This is a genomic window from Achromobacter sp. RT286_PF (assembly GCF_059760425.1).
Genome location: NZ_JCBAMR010000068.1, coordinates 1 through 15,762, shown reverse-complemented (window position 1 = coordinate 15,762; position 15,762 = coordinate 1). Strand labels below are relative to the sequence as shown.

The 15,762-nt window shown below is 64.7% G+C and carries 16 protein-coding genes and 1 pseudogene; 4 read left to right on the top strand and 13 right to left on the bottom strand.

Annotated elements, in window-relative coordinates:
* Nucleotides 1–68: 68 nt before the first annotated feature.
* The 3 genes from ycaC to AC6LJY_RS27425 all read right to left on the bottom strand — a co-directional run bounded on the left by ycaC (nucleotide 69) and on the right by AC6LJY_RS27425 (nucleotide 2,826).
* Nucleotides 69–695, bottom strand: coding sequence for an isochorismate family cysteine hydrolase YcaC (ycaC, locus tag AC6LJY_RS27435; RefSeq protein ID WP_046806210.1), 627 nt, complete (start codon nucleotides 693–695; stop codon nucleotides 69–71).
* A 116-nt stretch (nucleotides 696–811) separates the two neighbouring features.
* A complete protein-coding gene (locus tag AC6LJY_RS27430; RefSeq protein WP_314356050.1) occupies nucleotides 812–1,783 on the bottom strand; it encodes a LysR substrate-binding domain-containing protein in 972 nt (323 codons plus the stop codon).
* 77 nt (nucleotides 1,784–1,860) lie between these two features.
* Nucleotides 1,861–2,826, bottom strand: coding sequence for an AraC family transcriptional regulator (locus AC6LJY_RS27425; RefSeq protein WP_046806208.1), 966 nt, complete (start codon nucleotides 2,824–2,826; stop codon nucleotides 1,861–1,863).
* Between the two features lie 314 nt (nucleotides 2,827–3,140).
* Between AC6LJY_RS27425 and AC6LJY_RS27420 the strand changes: the two genes are divergently transcribed.
* The 3 genes and pseudogenes from AC6LJY_RS27420 to AC6LJY_RS27410 all read left to right on the top strand — a co-directional run.
* Complete coding sequence (locus AC6LJY_RS27420) at nucleotides 3,141–4,187, top strand: aldo/keto reductase (protein ID WP_046806207.1); 1,047 nt, start codon at nucleotides 3,141–3,143, stop codon at nucleotides 4,185–4,187.
* 131 nt (nucleotides 4,188–4,318) lie between these two features.
* Complete coding sequence (locus tag AC6LJY_RS27415) at nucleotides 4,319–5,044, top strand: lysozyme inhibitor LprI family protein (protein WP_120156592.1); 726 nt, start codon at nucleotides 4,319–4,321, stop codon at nucleotides 5,042–5,044.
* A gap of 72 nt (nucleotides 5,045–5,116) precedes the next feature.
* A pseudogene (locus tag AC6LJY_RS27410) lies at nucleotides 5,117–5,869 on the top strand (YoaK family protein); the annotation flags it as partial.
* Nucleotides 5,870–5,879: 10 nt separating this feature from the next.
* On the opposite strand, the gene AC6LJY_RS27405 reads toward AC6LJY_RS27410, so the two are convergent.
* The 5 genes from AC6LJY_RS27405 to AC6LJY_RS27385 form a co-directional block, all read right to left on the bottom strand.
* On the bottom strand, nucleotides 5,880–6,731 hold the full coding sequence (locus AC6LJY_RS27405) for a hypothetical protein (RefSeq protein WP_498137203.1): 852 nt from the start codon (nucleotides 6,729–6,731) through the stop codon (nucleotides 5,880–5,882).
* The gene (locus AC6LJY_RS27400) at nucleotides 6,728–7,453 is read right to left on the bottom strand and encodes a tetratricopeptide repeat protein (protein ID WP_314356043.1); all 726 of its coding nucleotides are present in this window, start codon (nucleotides 7,451–7,453) and stop codon (nucleotides 6,728–6,730) included. Before AC6LJY_RS27400 ends, AC6LJY_RS27405 begins: the two co-directional genes overlap by 4 nt.
* Before the next feature lie 317 nt (nucleotides 7,454–7,770).
* Nucleotides 7,771–8,319 (bottom strand): fasciclin domain-containing protein, encoded by a 549-nt coding sequence (locus AC6LJY_RS27395; RefSeq protein WP_120156591.1) that lies wholly within the window; start codon nucleotides 8,317–8,319, stop codon nucleotides 7,771–7,773.
* A gap of 87 nt (nucleotides 8,320–8,406) precedes the next feature.
* Nucleotides 8,407–9,087: an anti-sigma factor gene (locus AC6LJY_RS27390; RefSeq protein ID WP_104144516.1), complete on the bottom strand. Its 681-nt coding sequence runs from the start codon at nucleotides 9,085–9,087 to the stop codon at nucleotides 8,407–8,409.
* Nucleotides 9,084–9,629, bottom strand: coding sequence for a sigma-70 family RNA polymerase sigma factor (locus AC6LJY_RS27385; RefSeq protein ID WP_046806202.1), 546 nt, complete (start codon nucleotides 9,627–9,629; stop codon nucleotides 9,084–9,086). Before AC6LJY_RS27385 ends, AC6LJY_RS27390 begins: the two co-directional genes overlap by 4 nt.
* Before the next feature lie 234 nt (nucleotides 9,630–9,863).
* On the opposite strand from AC6LJY_RS27385, the gene AC6LJY_RS27380 reads away from it, so the two are divergent.
* On the top strand, nucleotides 9,864–10,526 hold the full coding sequence (locus AC6LJY_RS27380) for a thiopurine S-methyltransferase (protein WP_120156589.1): 663 nt from the start codon (nucleotides 9,864–9,866) through the stop codon (nucleotides 10,524–10,526).
* Between the two features lie 45 nt (nucleotides 10,527–10,571).
* On the opposite strand, the gene AC6LJY_RS27375 is transcribed toward AC6LJY_RS27380, so the two are convergent.
* The 5 genes from AC6LJY_RS27375 to AC6LJY_RS27355 are packed head-to-tail and all read right to left on the bottom strand — an operon-like array spanning nucleotide 10,572 to nucleotide 15,715.
* Nucleotides 10,572–11,339 (bottom strand): 3-oxoacyl-ACP reductase FabG, encoded by a 768-nt coding sequence (locus AC6LJY_RS27375; protein WP_314356035.1) that lies wholly within the window; start codon nucleotides 11,337–11,339, stop codon nucleotides 10,572–10,574.
* The gene (locus AC6LJY_RS27370; RefSeq protein WP_104144513.1) at nucleotides 11,336–12,331 is read right to left on the bottom strand and encodes an NAD(P)H-quinone oxidoreductase; all 996 of its coding nucleotides are present in this window, start codon (nucleotides 12,329–12,331) and stop codon (nucleotides 11,336–11,338) included. The genes AC6LJY_RS27375 and AC6LJY_RS27370 overlap by 4 nt, the downstream gene beginning before the upstream one ends.
* A gap of 16 nt (nucleotides 12,332–12,347) precedes the next feature.
* Nucleotides 12,348–13,052: an ABC transporter ATP-binding protein gene (locus AC6LJY_RS27365; protein ID WP_046806198.1), complete on the bottom strand. Its 705-nt coding sequence runs from the start codon at nucleotides 13,050–13,052 to the stop codon at nucleotides 12,348–12,350.
* Nucleotides 13,045–14,826: a branched-chain amino acid ABC transporter ATP-binding protein/permease gene (locus AC6LJY_RS27360; RefSeq protein ID WP_046806197.1), complete on the bottom strand. Its 1,782-nt coding sequence runs from the start codon at nucleotides 14,824–14,826 to the stop codon at nucleotides 13,045–13,047. The genes AC6LJY_RS27365 and AC6LJY_RS27360 overlap by 8 nt, the downstream gene beginning before the upstream one ends.
* Before the next feature lie 22 nt (nucleotides 14,827–14,848).
* The gene (locus tag AC6LJY_RS27355; RefSeq protein ID WP_046806196.1) at nucleotides 14,849–15,715 is read right to left on the bottom strand and encodes a branched-chain amino acid ABC transporter permease; all 867 of its coding nucleotides are present in this window, start codon (nucleotides 15,713–15,715) and stop codon (nucleotides 14,849–14,851) included.
* Nucleotides 15,716–15,762: the final 47 nt, after the last annotated feature.

Genomic DNA, 15,762 nt, shown 5'->3' with positions numbered 1-15,762 from the left:
CCCAAACGGATGCAGGCCGGATGCAAATATTTTTGCATCCGGCCTGCATTGGCAAAACGGGCGGGGGTTTACTTGGCCTTGCGGTTGGCCGAGTACGACGCCATCAGGTTGCGGTAGTCGGGGATGTGGTTGGCGAACAGGGTGCCCAGGCCTTCCACGTCGTTGCGCCAGTCGCGATGCAGTTCGCATGCCACGCCGAACCAAGACATCAGCTGCGCGCCGGCTTGTTCCATGCGGCTCCAGGCGGCGTTGCGGGTGACTTCGTTGAAGGTGCCCGAGGCGTCGGTCACGACGAACACATCAAAGCCTTCTTCCAGGGCCGACAGGGCGGGGAAGGCGACGCACACTTCGGTGACCACGCCGGCGATGATCAGCTGCTTCTTGCCGGTGGCCTTGACGGCCTTGACGAAGTCTTCGTTGTCCCAGGCGTTGATGTTGCCGGGGCGGGCGATGTAGGGGGCGGTGGGGAACTTGTCTTTCAGTTCCTGGACCAGCGGGCCGTTGGGGCCGTCTTCAAAACTGGTGGTCAGGATGGTGGGCAGCTTGAAGTATTCGGCCAGGTCGGCCAATGCCAGCACGTTGTTCTTGAATTGGTCCGGTTGGAAATCGCGCACCAGGGAAAGCAGGCCGGCTTGGTGGTCAACCAGCAGGACGGCGGCTTCGTTCTTGTCCAGTTTCACGTAGGGCTTGGTCATGGTTTGCTCCGTTATGTCTTCAGGTTTGGTGCGCGGTGTTGCGCGGTGAGTGCATGAACAGAATTCTAAATATCAACCAATAACCCCGGTAGTAGGGCAAATTGCGCCTCAGCGTTCTATTTATCGGACGATGGGCGCGGGGCTTTCGGGCCAGGGATGCCGTGGCGCTGCTGCGTATCGCATTCGCGTTGGGCGTTTTCACGATACTCCGTCGCCATGAAATCCAGTAGCTCGCGCACGGCGGGCAGCAGCCCCCGCCGTGAGGGGAACACCGCATGGACGGCGCCCGGCTCCGGCACCCAGGGCGCGCCCACCGGCACCAGCGTGCCCGCGTCCAATTCTTCGCGAATCATCATCAGGGGCAGTGCGGCCACTCCCACGCCGCGCATCGTGGCCTGCTTCAGCGCCAGCATGTCGTCGGTGACCAGGCGCGGGGTGAACGCTACGTTCTGACGCACGCCATCGGGCCCGTCCAGCCGCCACTGGCATTCGCGCTGTTCCGTGCCCAGCGCCAACGTGGGCAGTTCGGCAATCCTGGCAATGTCGGCGTCCGGCGGCAGCCTGCGGGCCAGCGCGGGGCTGGCGACCAGGCTCTGGCAGCTCATGCCCAGCGGCTTCATGACCAGATCGCTGTTTTCCAGGGGACCAAAGCGCACGCGCACGGCCAGGTCAAAGCCTTCGCGCAGCACGTCCACGGAACGCGAGAAGCTCTTCAAATACACGTGCACCTTGGGGCACTTCTGCATGAACCGCGCCACCACATCGCCCAGAAAGTAATAGATCAAAGCGGGCGGCGCGCTCATGCGTATCGTGCCTTGCGGCTCGGCATGGGTGCGGTCGATGACGTCTTGCGCGGCCTCGGCGCCGGCCAGCATCGACAGGCACTGGTCGTAATATTCCTGCCCCAATTCGGTCACGGCAAAGGTGCGGGTGGAACGCTGGATCAGCCGCACGCCCAGCCGTTCTTCCAGCAGGGCAATGCGGCGGCTGAGGCGGGATTTGGGGATGTCCAGCGCACGGCCCGCGGGCGCGAAGCCGCCGTGTTTCACGACCTGGACAAAGTAGTAAAGATCATTCAAATCGTGCATGACTTCCCGCGCTTTCGGAATTAAGAGGTAGCGGGAGCATATAACGCGATGACGGCCGCGCGGGCCCTAAGCCGAACTCAGGCGGCCGCGCCCACCGATTCTTCTTTCCAGCGCTGTTTGTCGCGCAGCGGCGGGGTGCCGAACAAGCGGCTGTATTCGCGACTGAATTGCGACGAACTTTCGTAGCCCACGGCGTGCGCGGCCAAGGCTACGCCGGCGTCATCGCTCAACATCAGCCGGCGCGCTTCCTGCAAGCGCAGGTGCTTCTGGTATTGCAGCGGGCTCATGGCGGTGGCCTGCTTGAAATGGTGGTGCAAGGACGACACGCTCATGTGCACGTCGCGCGCAATTTCTTCCACGCGCAGCGGTTGCGCGTAGTTGTCGCGCAGGATACGGATGGCCTTGGCCACGCGGTTGAGCTGGCTGTCTTGCAGCACCGTTTGGCGCAGCACGACGCCCTGACCGTTCATCAGCAGCCGGTACAGCAGCTCGCGCTTGACCATGGGCGCGAGGATGGGGATGTCGCGCGGGGTGTCCAACAGCCGCAGCAGCCGCAGCACCACGTCCAGCAGCGAGCCGCCCAAGGGATTGACGCACAGCGCGCGCGAGGCCTCGGCGGGCACCAGCGGCGGCAGGTTTTCGTCGCTGATCAGCTCGGCGATTTCCTCGGGGTTCAGGTCCAGCCGCAAGCCCAGGTAGGGCAGGGTGGGGCTGGCCACCGACACCTTGGCCACCACAGGCAGGTCCACCGACGAGATCAGGTAATGAAAGGGGTCGTATTCAAAGCTCTCGTCGCCGATCAACAAGCGCTTGGAGCCTTGCGCGATGACGGCCAGCGCGGCTTTTTGCAAACCGGGCTTGGCGCCGGTCGGTTGCGACAGGCGATGCAGATACAAGCCTTCGATGGGTGTATCCAACGAGCCCTCCAGCGTGCCCGTCATGCGGTCCAAGGTGCAAAGCAGCTCGCGGCGGGCGGGCTCGTAAGCACCGTCCAAGCCAGGAATATTGACGGAAGCTTCGGTTTGCTCGGTAGTAATAGGCATGGAGGCTCCGAGAGGGGCGCGGGCCTGGCGGCGGCACAGGCGCGGCGGAATAGGGGGCGGGCTCCAGTGTATGCCCGCTGTGGGCGCGCCGAACCGGGGCCAGATAGGCTATGGAGAAATGGGCAAAAAATCAGGAGGATCGGGCGTATGCCTGATTCTCCGACACACCCGCCAGAGAATCAGGCAAAAAACGGGCAGGATCAAGCAGCGCGTGGCGGCCGCTTGCGACGCATACTGTTCGCACCCCGGCCAGTTGCGTTCGGCGTCCCATCCCGGGGCGCACGGATCCGCCGCGCCGCAGAAGGAGCACCACCATGCGATACAAGAAATTTGGCAGCACCGGCCTATTCGTTTCGGAACTCTGCCTGGGCACCATGACCTTCGGCGGCGAAGGAGAGTTGTGGAGCAAGATCGGCAACCTGCAACAGGAAGACGCCAACCGTCTGGTCGGTCGCGCCCTGGAAGCGGGCGTCAACTTTATCGACACGGCCGACGTCTATTCCGAGGGGCGCTCGGAAATCATCACCGGCCAGGCGCTGCGCGATTTGAAGGTCGCGCGAGACGACGTCGTCATTGCCACAAAGGTGTTCGGCCAGACTGGCGCGGGCGTGAATGCGCGTGGCAATTCGCGTGTGCACATCCTGGATGGCGTGAAGAAAAGCCTGTCGCGCTTGCAGCTGGATCATATCGACCTCTACCAGATCCACGGCTTTGACCCGGCCACGCCCATTGAAGAAACCGTGCGCGCGCTGGACACGCTGGTCCAGCATGGCCACGTGCGTTACGTGGGCGTGTCCAACTGGGCGGCCTGGCAGATCATGAAGGCGCTGGGCATCGCCGAACGCCTGGGGCTGGCGCGCTTTGAATCGCTACAGGCGTACTACACAATTGCCGGGCGCGACCTGGAGCGCGAGCTGGTTCCGATGCTGCAAAGCGAAGGCGTCGGCCTGATGGTGTGGAGCCCGCTGGCAGGCGGCTTGCTCAGTGGTAAATACAGCCGTGACGGATCTGCCGAAGCCGGCAGCCGCCGCGCCGCCTTCGACTTCCCGCCGGTGGACCGCGACCGCGCTTATGACAGCATTGACGTCCTGAAATCCGTGGCCGATGCGCGCGGCGTGTCGGTGGCGCAGGTGGCGCTGGCGTGGTTGCTGCACCAGCAGGTGGTGACCAGCGTCATCATCGGCGCCAAGCGGGTAGACCAGCTGGACGACAACCTGGCGGCAACCGCCATCAAGCTGACGCAGGATGAGCTGGCGGCGCTGGACAAGGTCAGCGCGCTGCCGCCCGAGTATCCCGGCTGGATGCACGTGCGCCAGGGCGAGTTCCGCCGCAAGCAATTGGCGGAATCGGGCGCGGTGTAAACGGCGCGGGGCCACCCGCGGCGCAGGCGCGCCCAGGTCATTGGGCGGTTCGGAGTGCGACCGAGAGCTGCGCGAAACGGGGGCGGCGCGAGTAGAATCTTCGCGTTCCGTCCCCGCCTTGAAGATCTCCCATGACACATCGCTTTCCCGCCAGCGTGCCTTCCCCAACGGTCAAGCCGTGGTTGGCTGCGCTGGCCGTCGTCGCCCTGGCAATGGCCGCGCCCGCCGGCGCCGCGCCGCAGCCCTCGTTTGACTGCGCCAAGGCCACGGCCGACGTAGACCGCGCCATCTGCGCCAGCGATGCCCTGGCCACGCAAGACGCCAGCATCGCGCGCCGCTTTGCCGAGGCCAAGAAGGCATTCGACGCCGACACCGCCCGCGCGCTGACGCAAGACCAGCGCTACTTTGTCGGCGTGCGCAACGAAGACTATGCCGTGCCCGGCAGCGCCGCCGAGCGCGTCGAAAGCTTGTCCGACCGCCTGAAATACCGCGACGCTTTTCTTGCGTCGCTGGTGCTGACGCCACGCCAGGGTTTTGAAGGCAGCTGGGACAACTTGGCCGGTGGCATCACGATCGTCCGGCAGGCCGATGGCAAGCTGATGGTCGAGGCCCAGGCCGCGCAGCCGCAGAATGCGCGCTGGTTGTGCGACGCCAGCGGCGTGGCGACGGTCAAGGGAGACACGCTGGTGGTCGAGGCGGACGACCCCGGTGGCTGGACGCTGACACTGTCGCGCAAGGGCGCGGCGCTTGTCGTGGTCGATACCCCGCCGGCCAAGGACAAGGCGGCGGGCGGCCCGCCGTATTGCGGCATGAACGGCGCGTTGGGTGGCGTCTACTTCCCCGTGCGCCAACCCTAGGCCGGCCCGTGGACGCCGACTAGAATGTGTGTCGCGTTGCCGTAGGCACGCTCTTCGTTTGAAGGGAATCGCGTGGCCATTCCGTATTTGCGCCGGCTGACGGCGGTCAGCCGCAGTCCGCAAGCCAACAGGCACCTTGCCTATTTCCTGACCTTTACCGCCGGCGCGGTAAACGCGGGCGGGTTTCTGGCCGTCCAGCAGTACACCTCGCACATGTCCGGCATTGTCTCGATGATGGCGGACCACATGGCGCTGGGCGGCATCGTGGTGGTGTTGCAGGGCATGGCGGCGTTGCTGTCGTTTCTGGCGGGCGCGGCCAGTTCCGCGTTCCTGATCAACTTCGGGCGGCGGTCCCATCTGGCTAGCGAATACGCCTTGCCGCTGCTGGTGGAAGCGGTGTTGCTGCTGCTGTTCGGCTTGCTGGGCGCCAACCTGGAAACGCTGCGCTGGTTCTATGTACCGGGCACCGTGATGCTGCTGTGCTACATCATGGGCCTGCAAAACGCGATGATCACCAAGGTGTCGCGCTCTGAAATCCGCACCACGCACGTCACGGGCATGGTGACCGACATCGGTATCGAACTGGGCAAGCTGTTTTACTGGAACGTGGCGAAAAGCGATGCCCAGCACACGCCGCCGGTGCGCGCAGACCGCGGCAAGCTGATCGTGCTGAGCCTGATGGTCACGCTGTTTTTTGTAGGCGGCGTGACGGGCGCGTACTCGTTCTTCCACTTTGGCTTCGGGTCGACCTGGCCCCTGGCGCTGCTGCTGACCTTGTTGGCCGCCGTGCCGATCGGGGACGACCTGCGCAGCCTGATGCGGCGCGTCTAGCGCATCACCGCGTGGCCTTGCGCACGACGGCGTGGCCCAGAAACACTTGCAGCGCGGCCAGGGTTTCGTAATGCAGGTTCTTCAGACGGGCGTCTTTGGCCGCTTCGGTGATGGCGGTGCCCCGGGCGTTCAGGGGATACGGCTCATCCAGCAGGCGCGCCATGTCGATCTGGTAAAAACTGGCGTCGCCATAGGGCCGCTTGCCGTCGATCATGGGCATCGGCCAGAAACGATCGCCCTCGCGCAGCACGGCTTGCAGCTCTTGCGGGCCGGCCTCGCGCCACACCGCAGCGCGCAACACTGTCAGATGTTCGGCGCGCAGCCTGAAGCCGCCTTGCGCGTCCACGCCGCTTTGCGGGAAGTCGAATGTGTCTTTCATCTCGGCCGGCACCGTGTAACGGCCCGGGGCGAGTTTGCCCGCCGACGTCACAAAGCCCGGCACCACGCGGCACACTTCGGCCAGGCGTTGGATGACCAGCGCATCGTCCGACGTTTTCAGTGCGCGGCGAGCGGCCGCCAGCGTGTCCGGGCCACCGAGCAGCGGCTGTTCAAAATCGATGCCCGGCGCGCCGGATTCGATCGGCATCCATTGCACGCGCAGCAAACGTATCAGCGCTGCGTGCTGGGCCGTGATCGGAATGGCTTCGATCGGCGTGGCGAAGACTTGCCGAATGATGGGCTTGCGGTCGATGGCGGCCAGTGCGCGTAGCGGCGCCAGCAGCAGCCCGCCCAGGCCCAGCCTTAGACCCAAACTTAGCCTTAAACCCAGCCCCAGACCCAGACCCAAACCCAGACTCAGACCCCGGCCCGGCCCCGCCAGCAGCTGGCGACGCGTCATCTTGCTGCGTCCGCTCATTTGCGCAACTCGTCCAGCGCGGACTGGGCCAGTGGGTAACCGGGCTGGATTCGCAAGGCGTCTTCATAAGACAAGCGCGCGTCGGTCTGCCGGCCCAGGCGCCGCATCAAATTACCCTGGTTGGTCAGAATCAGCGCGCTGGCGGGTTTGGCGCGCACGGCCTTTTGGTAGGCTTCCAGCGCGTCGGCCTGGCGGTCCATGCTGTCCAGCAACGCGGCCTGAAGGTTGTAGCCGATGCTCCAGTCCGGGAAACGGCTGGTCAGCGCTTGCGCGGTAGCCAGGGCGTTGGGCAGGTCTTTGCGTTGTGCCTGGGCGCCGGCTTTGTTGACGTACGCCCATTTGTCGTCCGGATTCAGCTTGATGGCTTCGTCAAACAGGTCCTGGGCGGCGGGCAGGTTGCCTTGCTGCGCTTGCAGCTTTCCCAGGAACAGCCTGACGTCGGCGTTGCGCGGATCTTGCTTGGCCATCTCTTCGGCCACGCGCTGCGCCTCTTGCGGGTCGTTGGCTCGCAGCGCGGCGGATATCCGCGAGTTCAGCGTCTGCATGGCGGGCGGCAATTGCTGGACGCGCGCATGCAACGCTTCGTTTTCGGCGCGCAGCTCGGCTTGGTACGCGTGGTCCAGCTGTGCGGCGCCTTGTGCGTGGGCGGGGGGCAAGGCCAGGGAGGCAAGCGCCGATCCCAGTAAGCAGGCAAGCAAACGGCGGCGTAGGGACGCAAGCATGGCGGTCGGCGGTTCCTGAAGCGGTTGGGCAAGCGGGCGGGGTGTTGGACGCCTACGATACCGGAAGCGCGGCGCGCGGTAAAAAAAGAGAGGCTGAAAAAGTCAGCATCGCGCCAACAGCAAGCAACAGTAAGCCAAGAGCAAGCCAACAGCACGCCCACATCGCGCTGCAAAACGCGCCACGGGCAAGCCGAACGCAAAAAAGCCGAACGCAAAAAAGCCGAACGCAAAAAAGCCGAACGCAAAAAAGCCGAACGCAAAAAAGCCCGGCGCTTGGGCCGGGCCTGGAACCACGGCCCCGCAGGGCCGGCTCCCAATCAGTTGGGCATCAGTACCGTGTCCACGACATGGATGACGCCGTTGGACTGATAGACGTCGTACGTGCTGATGGTCGACATACCGCCCTTTTCGTCCTTCAAGGTCAGGTTGTGCTTGCCGTTCATCATCACCCAGAGTTTGCCGCCGCTGGCCGTTGTCAGTTCCGTCTTGCCGCCGCCCTTCTTGATCTTGGCCGCCAGCGCGTCGAAGTCCAGCTTGCCGGGCACCACGTGGTAAGTCAGGATTTTGGTCAGCGTGGCCTTGTTTTCAGGCTTGACCAGCGTGTCAACCGTACCGGCGGGCAGCTTGCCGAAGGCGGCGTTGGTGGGCGCGAACACCGTGAACGGGCCCTTGCCCTGCAACGTATCGACCAAACCCGCCGCCTTCACCGCAGCCACCAGCGTCGTGTGGTCCGCGGAATTGACCGCGTTGGCGACGATGTTCTTGGTGGGCATCATCGCCTGGCCGCCCACCATGATGTCAGCCGCGAAAGTGGGCGACATGGTCAGGGCAGAGGTAGCGATGGCAATCTGGGCTAGCAATTTCATGACGATCTCCTTTTGTGTGGCCGTCATGAGGAGATACGGGGCTGGCCTTCGATTGGATGCGCGAATTCTTCCTGGGACAAACCCTGATCAGATGACCTTGCCGCTAAGCACGACCGGGCCGGTCGGGATGCCATTGGGGGCGCCGCCGTCCGGTTCCAGCGTAATGGCAACGGTGTCACCCTGTTGCGGCAGCTGGCTGGGAGCCAGCACCGTGGTCTGGCCGGGTAGCACCACGCCCAGCGAGCGCGGCGCCTGCCCCGGCGAAATGGCCCACAGCTCCAGCGCGCGGCCATCCGCCAGCGCGACCAAGTCCTGCATGGGCTGCACGGCCAGACGGTTGTCCGGCAGGGTGTTCACGACCATGGCGCCGGGCACCTTGTCGTTCGACAACACGGCAACGGTGCGGACCTGGACGGGCTCGGTGGGCGGCTTGAGCATCAGGAAGGCCAGTACCACCACGGCGGTGGCCAGGCCCGCGGACACGGCGCGCCACCAGGACAGGGCACGCGGGGGCGCCGATGTGCGGGCGGCGGCGGGGGCCGGCGCGATGCGCGCGGCAATGGCTTTCCAGACATGCGCGGGCGGGGTTTCGGGCGGCAAGGCCAATGCCAAGGGCAGCAGGCGGTCTTCCCATTCGGCCACGGCGCGGCGCAGGCCGGCGTCGTCTCGCATCAGCGTGATGAAGCGTTGCCGCGCACCCGCGCGCAAACCGCCCAGCACGTAATCGGCGGCCAGGCGATCCTGCAATTCGGGGTGGCGGTAGTTCATTCCAAGCACCTTTTCAGCCGTTGCAAGCCCCGGCGTATCCAGCTCTTTATCGTTCCCAGCGGCGTGTCCAGGCGCGCCGCGATGTCGGGATGCGCCAGGTCGTCAAAAAACGCCATGGCGATGGCAACGCGTTGCGGCCCTTCCAGTTCGCCCATGCAATCAGCCAGCCGACGGCCTTCCTGGTTGCTTTGCAGACGCGCCAGCGGACCCGGACTGTCATCGGCCATGGCCAGGGTCAACGTGTCGTCCGGGTCCGGCACCACCACATCGGGCCGACGAAGGCGGTCGATGCAGCGATTGCGAACGATGCGAGTCATCCACGTCATCGGCTGGCTTTGCGTGGCCTGATACTGCCCGGCCTGGCGCCAGATCGATACGAAACACTCTTGCAGCACGTCTTCCGCGGCGGCCTGGTCTCTCAACATACGTCTGGCCAGCGCAAACAGATGCGGGGACGCAAGGCGATAGACCTCCGCCAGGGCGGATTCGCGTTTTTCCGCGCACTGGCCAAGCAGGGTCTGAAGGTGTTGAGCGTCGGGCATCGGTTCCTAAGGGGGAAGGGCATGCTGGTGCAGAGCATACCGGCCCGTGACGCCGGCGTCACTGTGTTGGCGTCACTTATTTATCCCGGCACTACAATGCCCGGCACCGGATCGCGCGTCAGTGCGCGCGCCGCAGGTGGCCCGGTACGCCGGGCGCGCCGCCGTCCCGGGCCCCGGCCGGCCCGGCAAAAAGCGTATAGCTTGCAATCGAAACACAGGAGGAGCAGACAGGACATGGACGCAGAATTCTGGTTGGAACGCTGGCGCGAAGGGCGCACGCACTTTCATCAAACCCGGATTACGCCGCTCTTGCAGAAGTATTGGCCCACGTTGGCCGTACCGAAGGGGGGTCGGGTTTTGGTGCCGCTATGCGGCAAGTCGCTGGACATGGTCTGGCTGGCGGCGCAGGGGCACACCGTGCTGGGCGTGGAACTGTCGCAGCTGGCGGTGGAACAGTTCTTCAGCGAAAACGAGTTGCGCCCGGTCACGCATGAATCCGTCTACGGCACGCACTACGTGGCGGGCAACATTGAAATCATCCGCGGCGACATCTTCAAGCTGGATTCCCAGCTGCTGTCGCACTGCGTGGGCGCTTACGACCGCGCGGCGCTGGTCGCCTTGCCCGAGGACATGCGCGGCGACTACGTGCGCCACGTATACGGGCAGCTATCGCCCATTGCCCGGGGCTTGCTGATTACGCTGGACTATCCGCAAGAAGAAATGGCGGGGCCGCCGTTCGCGGTGCTCGACAGTGAAGTGCAAGCCCTCTTCGCGGGCGTGGCGCCGGCGGTCATCATCGACCGCCGCGACATCCTCGACAAAGAACCCAAGTTCCAAGGGGCGGGCGTCAGCCGGCTTGACACGGTGGTGTACCGACTGGGCGTGCAAGGCGCCTGATCCGCAGTGCGGGCGGCGGCGCGACGTGCCTACAGGCTTACAGGCTCAGGTCATCAGCCAGCCGCCCGCCACATCCAGCACTTGGCCGGTCACGAACCGCGCTTGGTCGGACGCAAAAAACAGGCAGGCGTCGGCCACTTCCTCGGGGGTGCCCAGACGCCGCAGCGCCGTCACCCGCGCCACGGCGTCGTTGATTTCCTGCGGCACGCTTTTCAGCAGCGGCGTGCTGATGCGCCCCGGCGCCAGCCCGTTCACCGTCACGTTGAATTCACCCAGCTCGGCAGCCCAATGCCGGGTGAGCCCAAGCAGCCCTGCCTTGGTGGCCGCGTAGTGCGCCGCCACGATGTCGCAATACGCCTTGCCCGCCACCGACGACATGTTGATCACGCGCCCCTGGCGCTGCTGGACCATGTGCGGGCTGGCCAGGCGCGTCATGTAGAACACGCTGTTCAGGTTGACGGACACCACCTTGTCCCATTCGCCGGGCGGCATTTCCCAGACCTTCAACGCGCGCCCGTCCGTCTTGGGCGAAATGCCGACGTTGTTCACCAGGATGGTTGCCGCGCCCAGTTCGGCGGTGATGCGATCGTAGGCCGCCTGGCACTGGTCGAAGTGCGCGACGTCGGCGGGCACGAAGGCGACGTCGTGGCCGCGTTTTTGCAGGACCTTTTCATAGGCCTGTCCAGCCTGGGCATTGAAATCGATCAGCCCGACGCGGCCGCCTTCGGCCACAAAACCTTCGACGATGGCCGAACCGATGCCGCCCACCGCGCCTGTCACGATGGCGACCTGGCCATCAAAGCGTCCGCTCATGCCTGCACCTTCAGCATGATCTTGCCGATGTGCCGGCTGCTTTCCATCAAGGCATGCGCGCGGTGGGCGTCGGCCAGCGGGAAGACCTCATGGATCAGCGGCAGGCATTGCCCTTGTTCCATCAACGGCACCACCTTTTCCGCCAGGGACCGGGCAATGGCGCCCTTGTCCTCGTCGGAACGCGGGCGCAGCGTCGACCCGGTGAATTGCAGGCGCTTGGTCATGATGGGCAGGGCGTCGATCTCGGCCTTGCTGCCTTCCAGGAAGGCGATCTGCACCAGTCGGCCGTTCACCGCCAGCAGCCTGATGTTCTTGTTGATGTACGACCCGCCCACCATGTCCAGGATGACGTCCACGCCCGTGCCCTGGGTGGCGTCGCGCACGGCGGTTTCGAAGTCGGTGTCGCGGTACAGCAGCGCGTGATGCGCGCCGGCCTTCACGCAGGCGTCCGCCTTGGCCCGGTTGCCCACGGTGGTCCAGACCTGCGCGCCGAACGCGCGGGCCAGCTGAATGGCCGTCAGCCCGATGCCGCTGGAGCCGCCGTGCACCAGGAACTTCTCGCCGGCGGACAGGCGGGCGCGGTCAAACACATTGGTCCAGACGGTGAAGTAGTTTTCGGGAATGGCGGCGGCGGTCAGCATGTCCAGCCCGCGCGGCACGGGCAGGCAGTGGCGCTCGTCGGCCAGGCAATACTGGGCATAGCCGCCGCCGGGCGTCAGCGCGCAGACGGCGTCGCCCACCTTCCAGGCCGTGACGTCGGGGCCGATGCCGATGATCGTGCCGGACACTTCCAGCCCCAGGTAGGGGGATGCGCCCGGTGGCGGCGGATACGAGCCCGAGCGTTGCAGCACGTCGGGGCGGTTGACCCCGGCGTAGGCCACTTCAATCAGCACCTGGCGGCCGGTGGGCTCTTCCATGTCGCGTTGGGCGACCTGCATGCAATCGGGCGCGCCGCCCTTGCCATGGTCGATGAATGTGCAGCGTAGGGACATAGGGGAATCCTGGAGTTCAGTGGCCCAGATAGGCCTTTTTGACATGGGGGTCGCTAAGCAGTTCGGCGCCGGTGCCGGTGCGCACGATGGCGCCGTTTTCCAGCACATAGCCCCGATCCGCAAGCCGCAGCGTGCGGAACACGTTTTGCTCGACCAGCAGCACCGTCACGCCATGCGACGTCACGTTGCGGATGATGTCGAACATCTGCTGCACCAGCAGCGGCGACAAGCCCAGCGAAGGCTCGTCGAACACCAGCAGCTTGGGGTCCGCCATCATGCCGCGCGCAATTGCCACCATCTGCTGTTCACCGCCCGACAGCGACCCGGCATACTGCGACAGGCGTTCTTTGACGCGCGGGAAAATGCGCAGCACTTCGTCCAGCTTGCGGGCCACGATGGGGCGCGCCGCGCGCTTGTACGAACCCATCAGCAGATTGTCTTTGACCGTGAAGTGCGGAAACAGCTGGCGGCCTTCGGGAATCATCGTGATGCCCGCATCCACGATGTCGTACGGGTTGCGGTTGGTCAGGTCCTGCCCTTCGAATTCAACCTTGCCCTGCATGGCCGGAATGACGCCGCACAGCGTCTTGAGCGTGGTGGTCTTGCCCGCGCCGTTCGCGCCGATAAGCGTCACGATTTCGCCGGCATTCACTTCGAAGTTCAGGCCGTTGAGCACCTGGCTCTTGCCATAGCCCGACGACAGATTCGACACCTTAAGCATCCTGGTACTCCTTGCCCAAATACGCCTCGATGACGGCGGGGTTCTCGACCACGTCCTTCGGTGCGCCGCTGACCAGCACGGCGCCTTCGTTCAGGACGATGATGCGGTCGGACAGCGCCATCGTGGCTTGCATCATGTGTTCGATCAGCAGCACCGACACGCCCGAATCGCGGATGCGCCGGATCATCTGGATCGACTTCTCGATGTCGGTCGGGTTCAACCCCGCCATCACCTCATCCAGCAGCAGGATGCGCGGCTTGATCGCCAGCGCGCGGGCGATTTCCAGCCGCTTCATGCCGCCCACCGTCAGACTGCGCGCCTCGGTGTTCAGGTACTTGAGCAGGTCCGTCTGTTCCGCCACTTTCAGGGCGATCTGCTCCGCTTCGTCACGGTTGGACGTGCGGATGAACGCACCCAGCATGATGTTCTCAAGCACCGTCAGGCCGGTGAACGGCTTGGCGATCTGGAACGTGCGGCCCAGGCCCTTGTGCGCGAACTCGTCCGGCGTCTTGCAGGTGACCCAGTTGCCGTCGGCGTCCAGCATCGAAATATCGCCCTTGTCCGGCGACAAAAAGCCCGACAGCAGATTGAACACCGTGGTCTTGCCCGCGCCGTTCGGCCCGATCATGCCCAGGATTTCGTTCTGGTTCAGCGTTAGCGATACGTCGTTGGTGGCGCGCAGCCCGCCGAAACTCTTGAACAGCTTGTCCGCCTTCAAGACAGGCTGGTCGGATCGGGTCGCGGCGCGCAGCCGCAGTTCGTCGGCCAGCTTCGGCTTCTTGCGCGGCGTGCCCAGATACGGCAAGCGCGCCAGCCCGCGTTCAATGGCGGGGCCGAAGGCGCCCGCCAGCCCACGCGGAATCGTCAGCACCACGGCCACCAGGATCAGGCCGTAGATCAGCCCGTGCATGCCGTTGCCCACGCTGGACAGCCAGCCGCGCGCCAGCTCGGCGATGGGCAGCACCAGGAACGTGCCGGCAATCGGCCCGGCCACCGTGCCCAGTCCGCCGATCAGCGCAAACATGGCCACCTGGATCGACAGCTCCAGCGAGAACGCGGAACTGGGATCCACGAAGGTCAGGTAGGTGATGTGGAAGGTGCCGATGATGCTGGTCAGCATGGCCGAGACGACGGCCGCGATGATCTTGACCCGCACGGTATGGATGCCCACCGCCAGCGCGGCGTCCTCGCGTTCGCGGATCGCGATCAGGTAATGGCCGATGCGCGACTTGCGTATCGCCCACGACACCCACGTCACGAACAGGAACAGGCCGAACGCGATGATCACGTAGTTCATCTTTTCGCGGAACACGATCCACGCCCAGCCGATATTGAGCGGCAGGCTGATGCCGCTGGAACCGCCCGTCCAGCTTTCCTCGTGGATGACCAGCAGCCGCACCACCTCCAGGATGGCGATGGTGGCCAGCGCGAAGAAGGGCCCGCGCAGCCGCAACGTGGGATAGCTGATCAGGATGGCGACGGCGGCCGAGATGGCCGCGCCCGCCAGCATGCCGATCCACGGCGAAATGCCGAAGTTCTGCGTCAGCAGCGTGGCGGTGTAGCCGCCGATGCCGTAGAACACGGCATGGCCCAGCGACAACTGGCCGGCGTAGCCGCCGACGATATTCCACGCCACGGACAGCGAGGCAAAGACGAACAGCAAGACAAAAAGGTTGGTCCAGAAAGGCGTGCCCATGACGGCGGGCACGAGGAACATCACGATCAGCAAAATCAGGCTGACGTAGGCTTTGGGGCTTCGAAAGTCGGGAAACACGTCTCGCTCCTTGTGGCTCTGATCACTCTGTGCCGACGCCGAACAGGCCGTTCGGTCGCAGGACAAGGATCAAGAGGAAGATCCCGAAATACACGACCTCTTTCAGGTCGGGGGCGATGTAATAACCGGCCAGCGTATCGACGATGCCGATGATCATGGAGCCGGCCACGGCGCCATACAGGCTGCCCAGTCCGCCCAGCACCACGATCACGAAGGCGGTCAGCACGAAGTACGTGCCCACCGTCGGAAACACCGGATACTGCGGCGCCAGCAGGCCGGCCGCGATGCCGACGAACGCGGTGCCCAGGCCGAAGGCGATGGCGTAGACGTTGTTCACGTTCACGCCCATCAGTGTGGCGGCATAGCGATGCTGGGCCACGGCGCGCAGCGCGCGGCCCAGGTAGGTGCGATGCATGAACAGGTGCAGCAACACGGCCAGGCTGATGCCGATCACGAAGGTGATCAACTGCCCGGTCACCATCGAGAAGTTGCCCACGTCGATGGCGTTCGTGCCCAGCTCCACCGGCGCGCGATACACGTTGGCGCCGAAGATCACCAGCGCCAGGTTCAGCAAGATGGTGGACACGCCCACCGTGGCGAAAATCTGAATGTGCTGGTCGGCATTGAGCAACGGCTGGATGATGCCTTTTTGCGTCAGCGCACCCAGCGCGAACAGGATCACCGCAACGGGAACCAGCCCCACATACGGGTGGACGCCGAATTGCGCGGCAATCAGATAAACCAGATACATGCCGATCATCAGGAACTCGCCATGCGCGAAGTTCACGACACGCACGACGCCGAAAATCAGTGTCAGCCCCAGGCTGATGATGGTGTATGCGCCGCCCAGCAACAGGCCGTTGATGACCAGTTGAATGAAGATATCCATGGTGCAACCTCTTAGAGCGGGATGCAGCCCCGGCGCGGCTGCTGCAT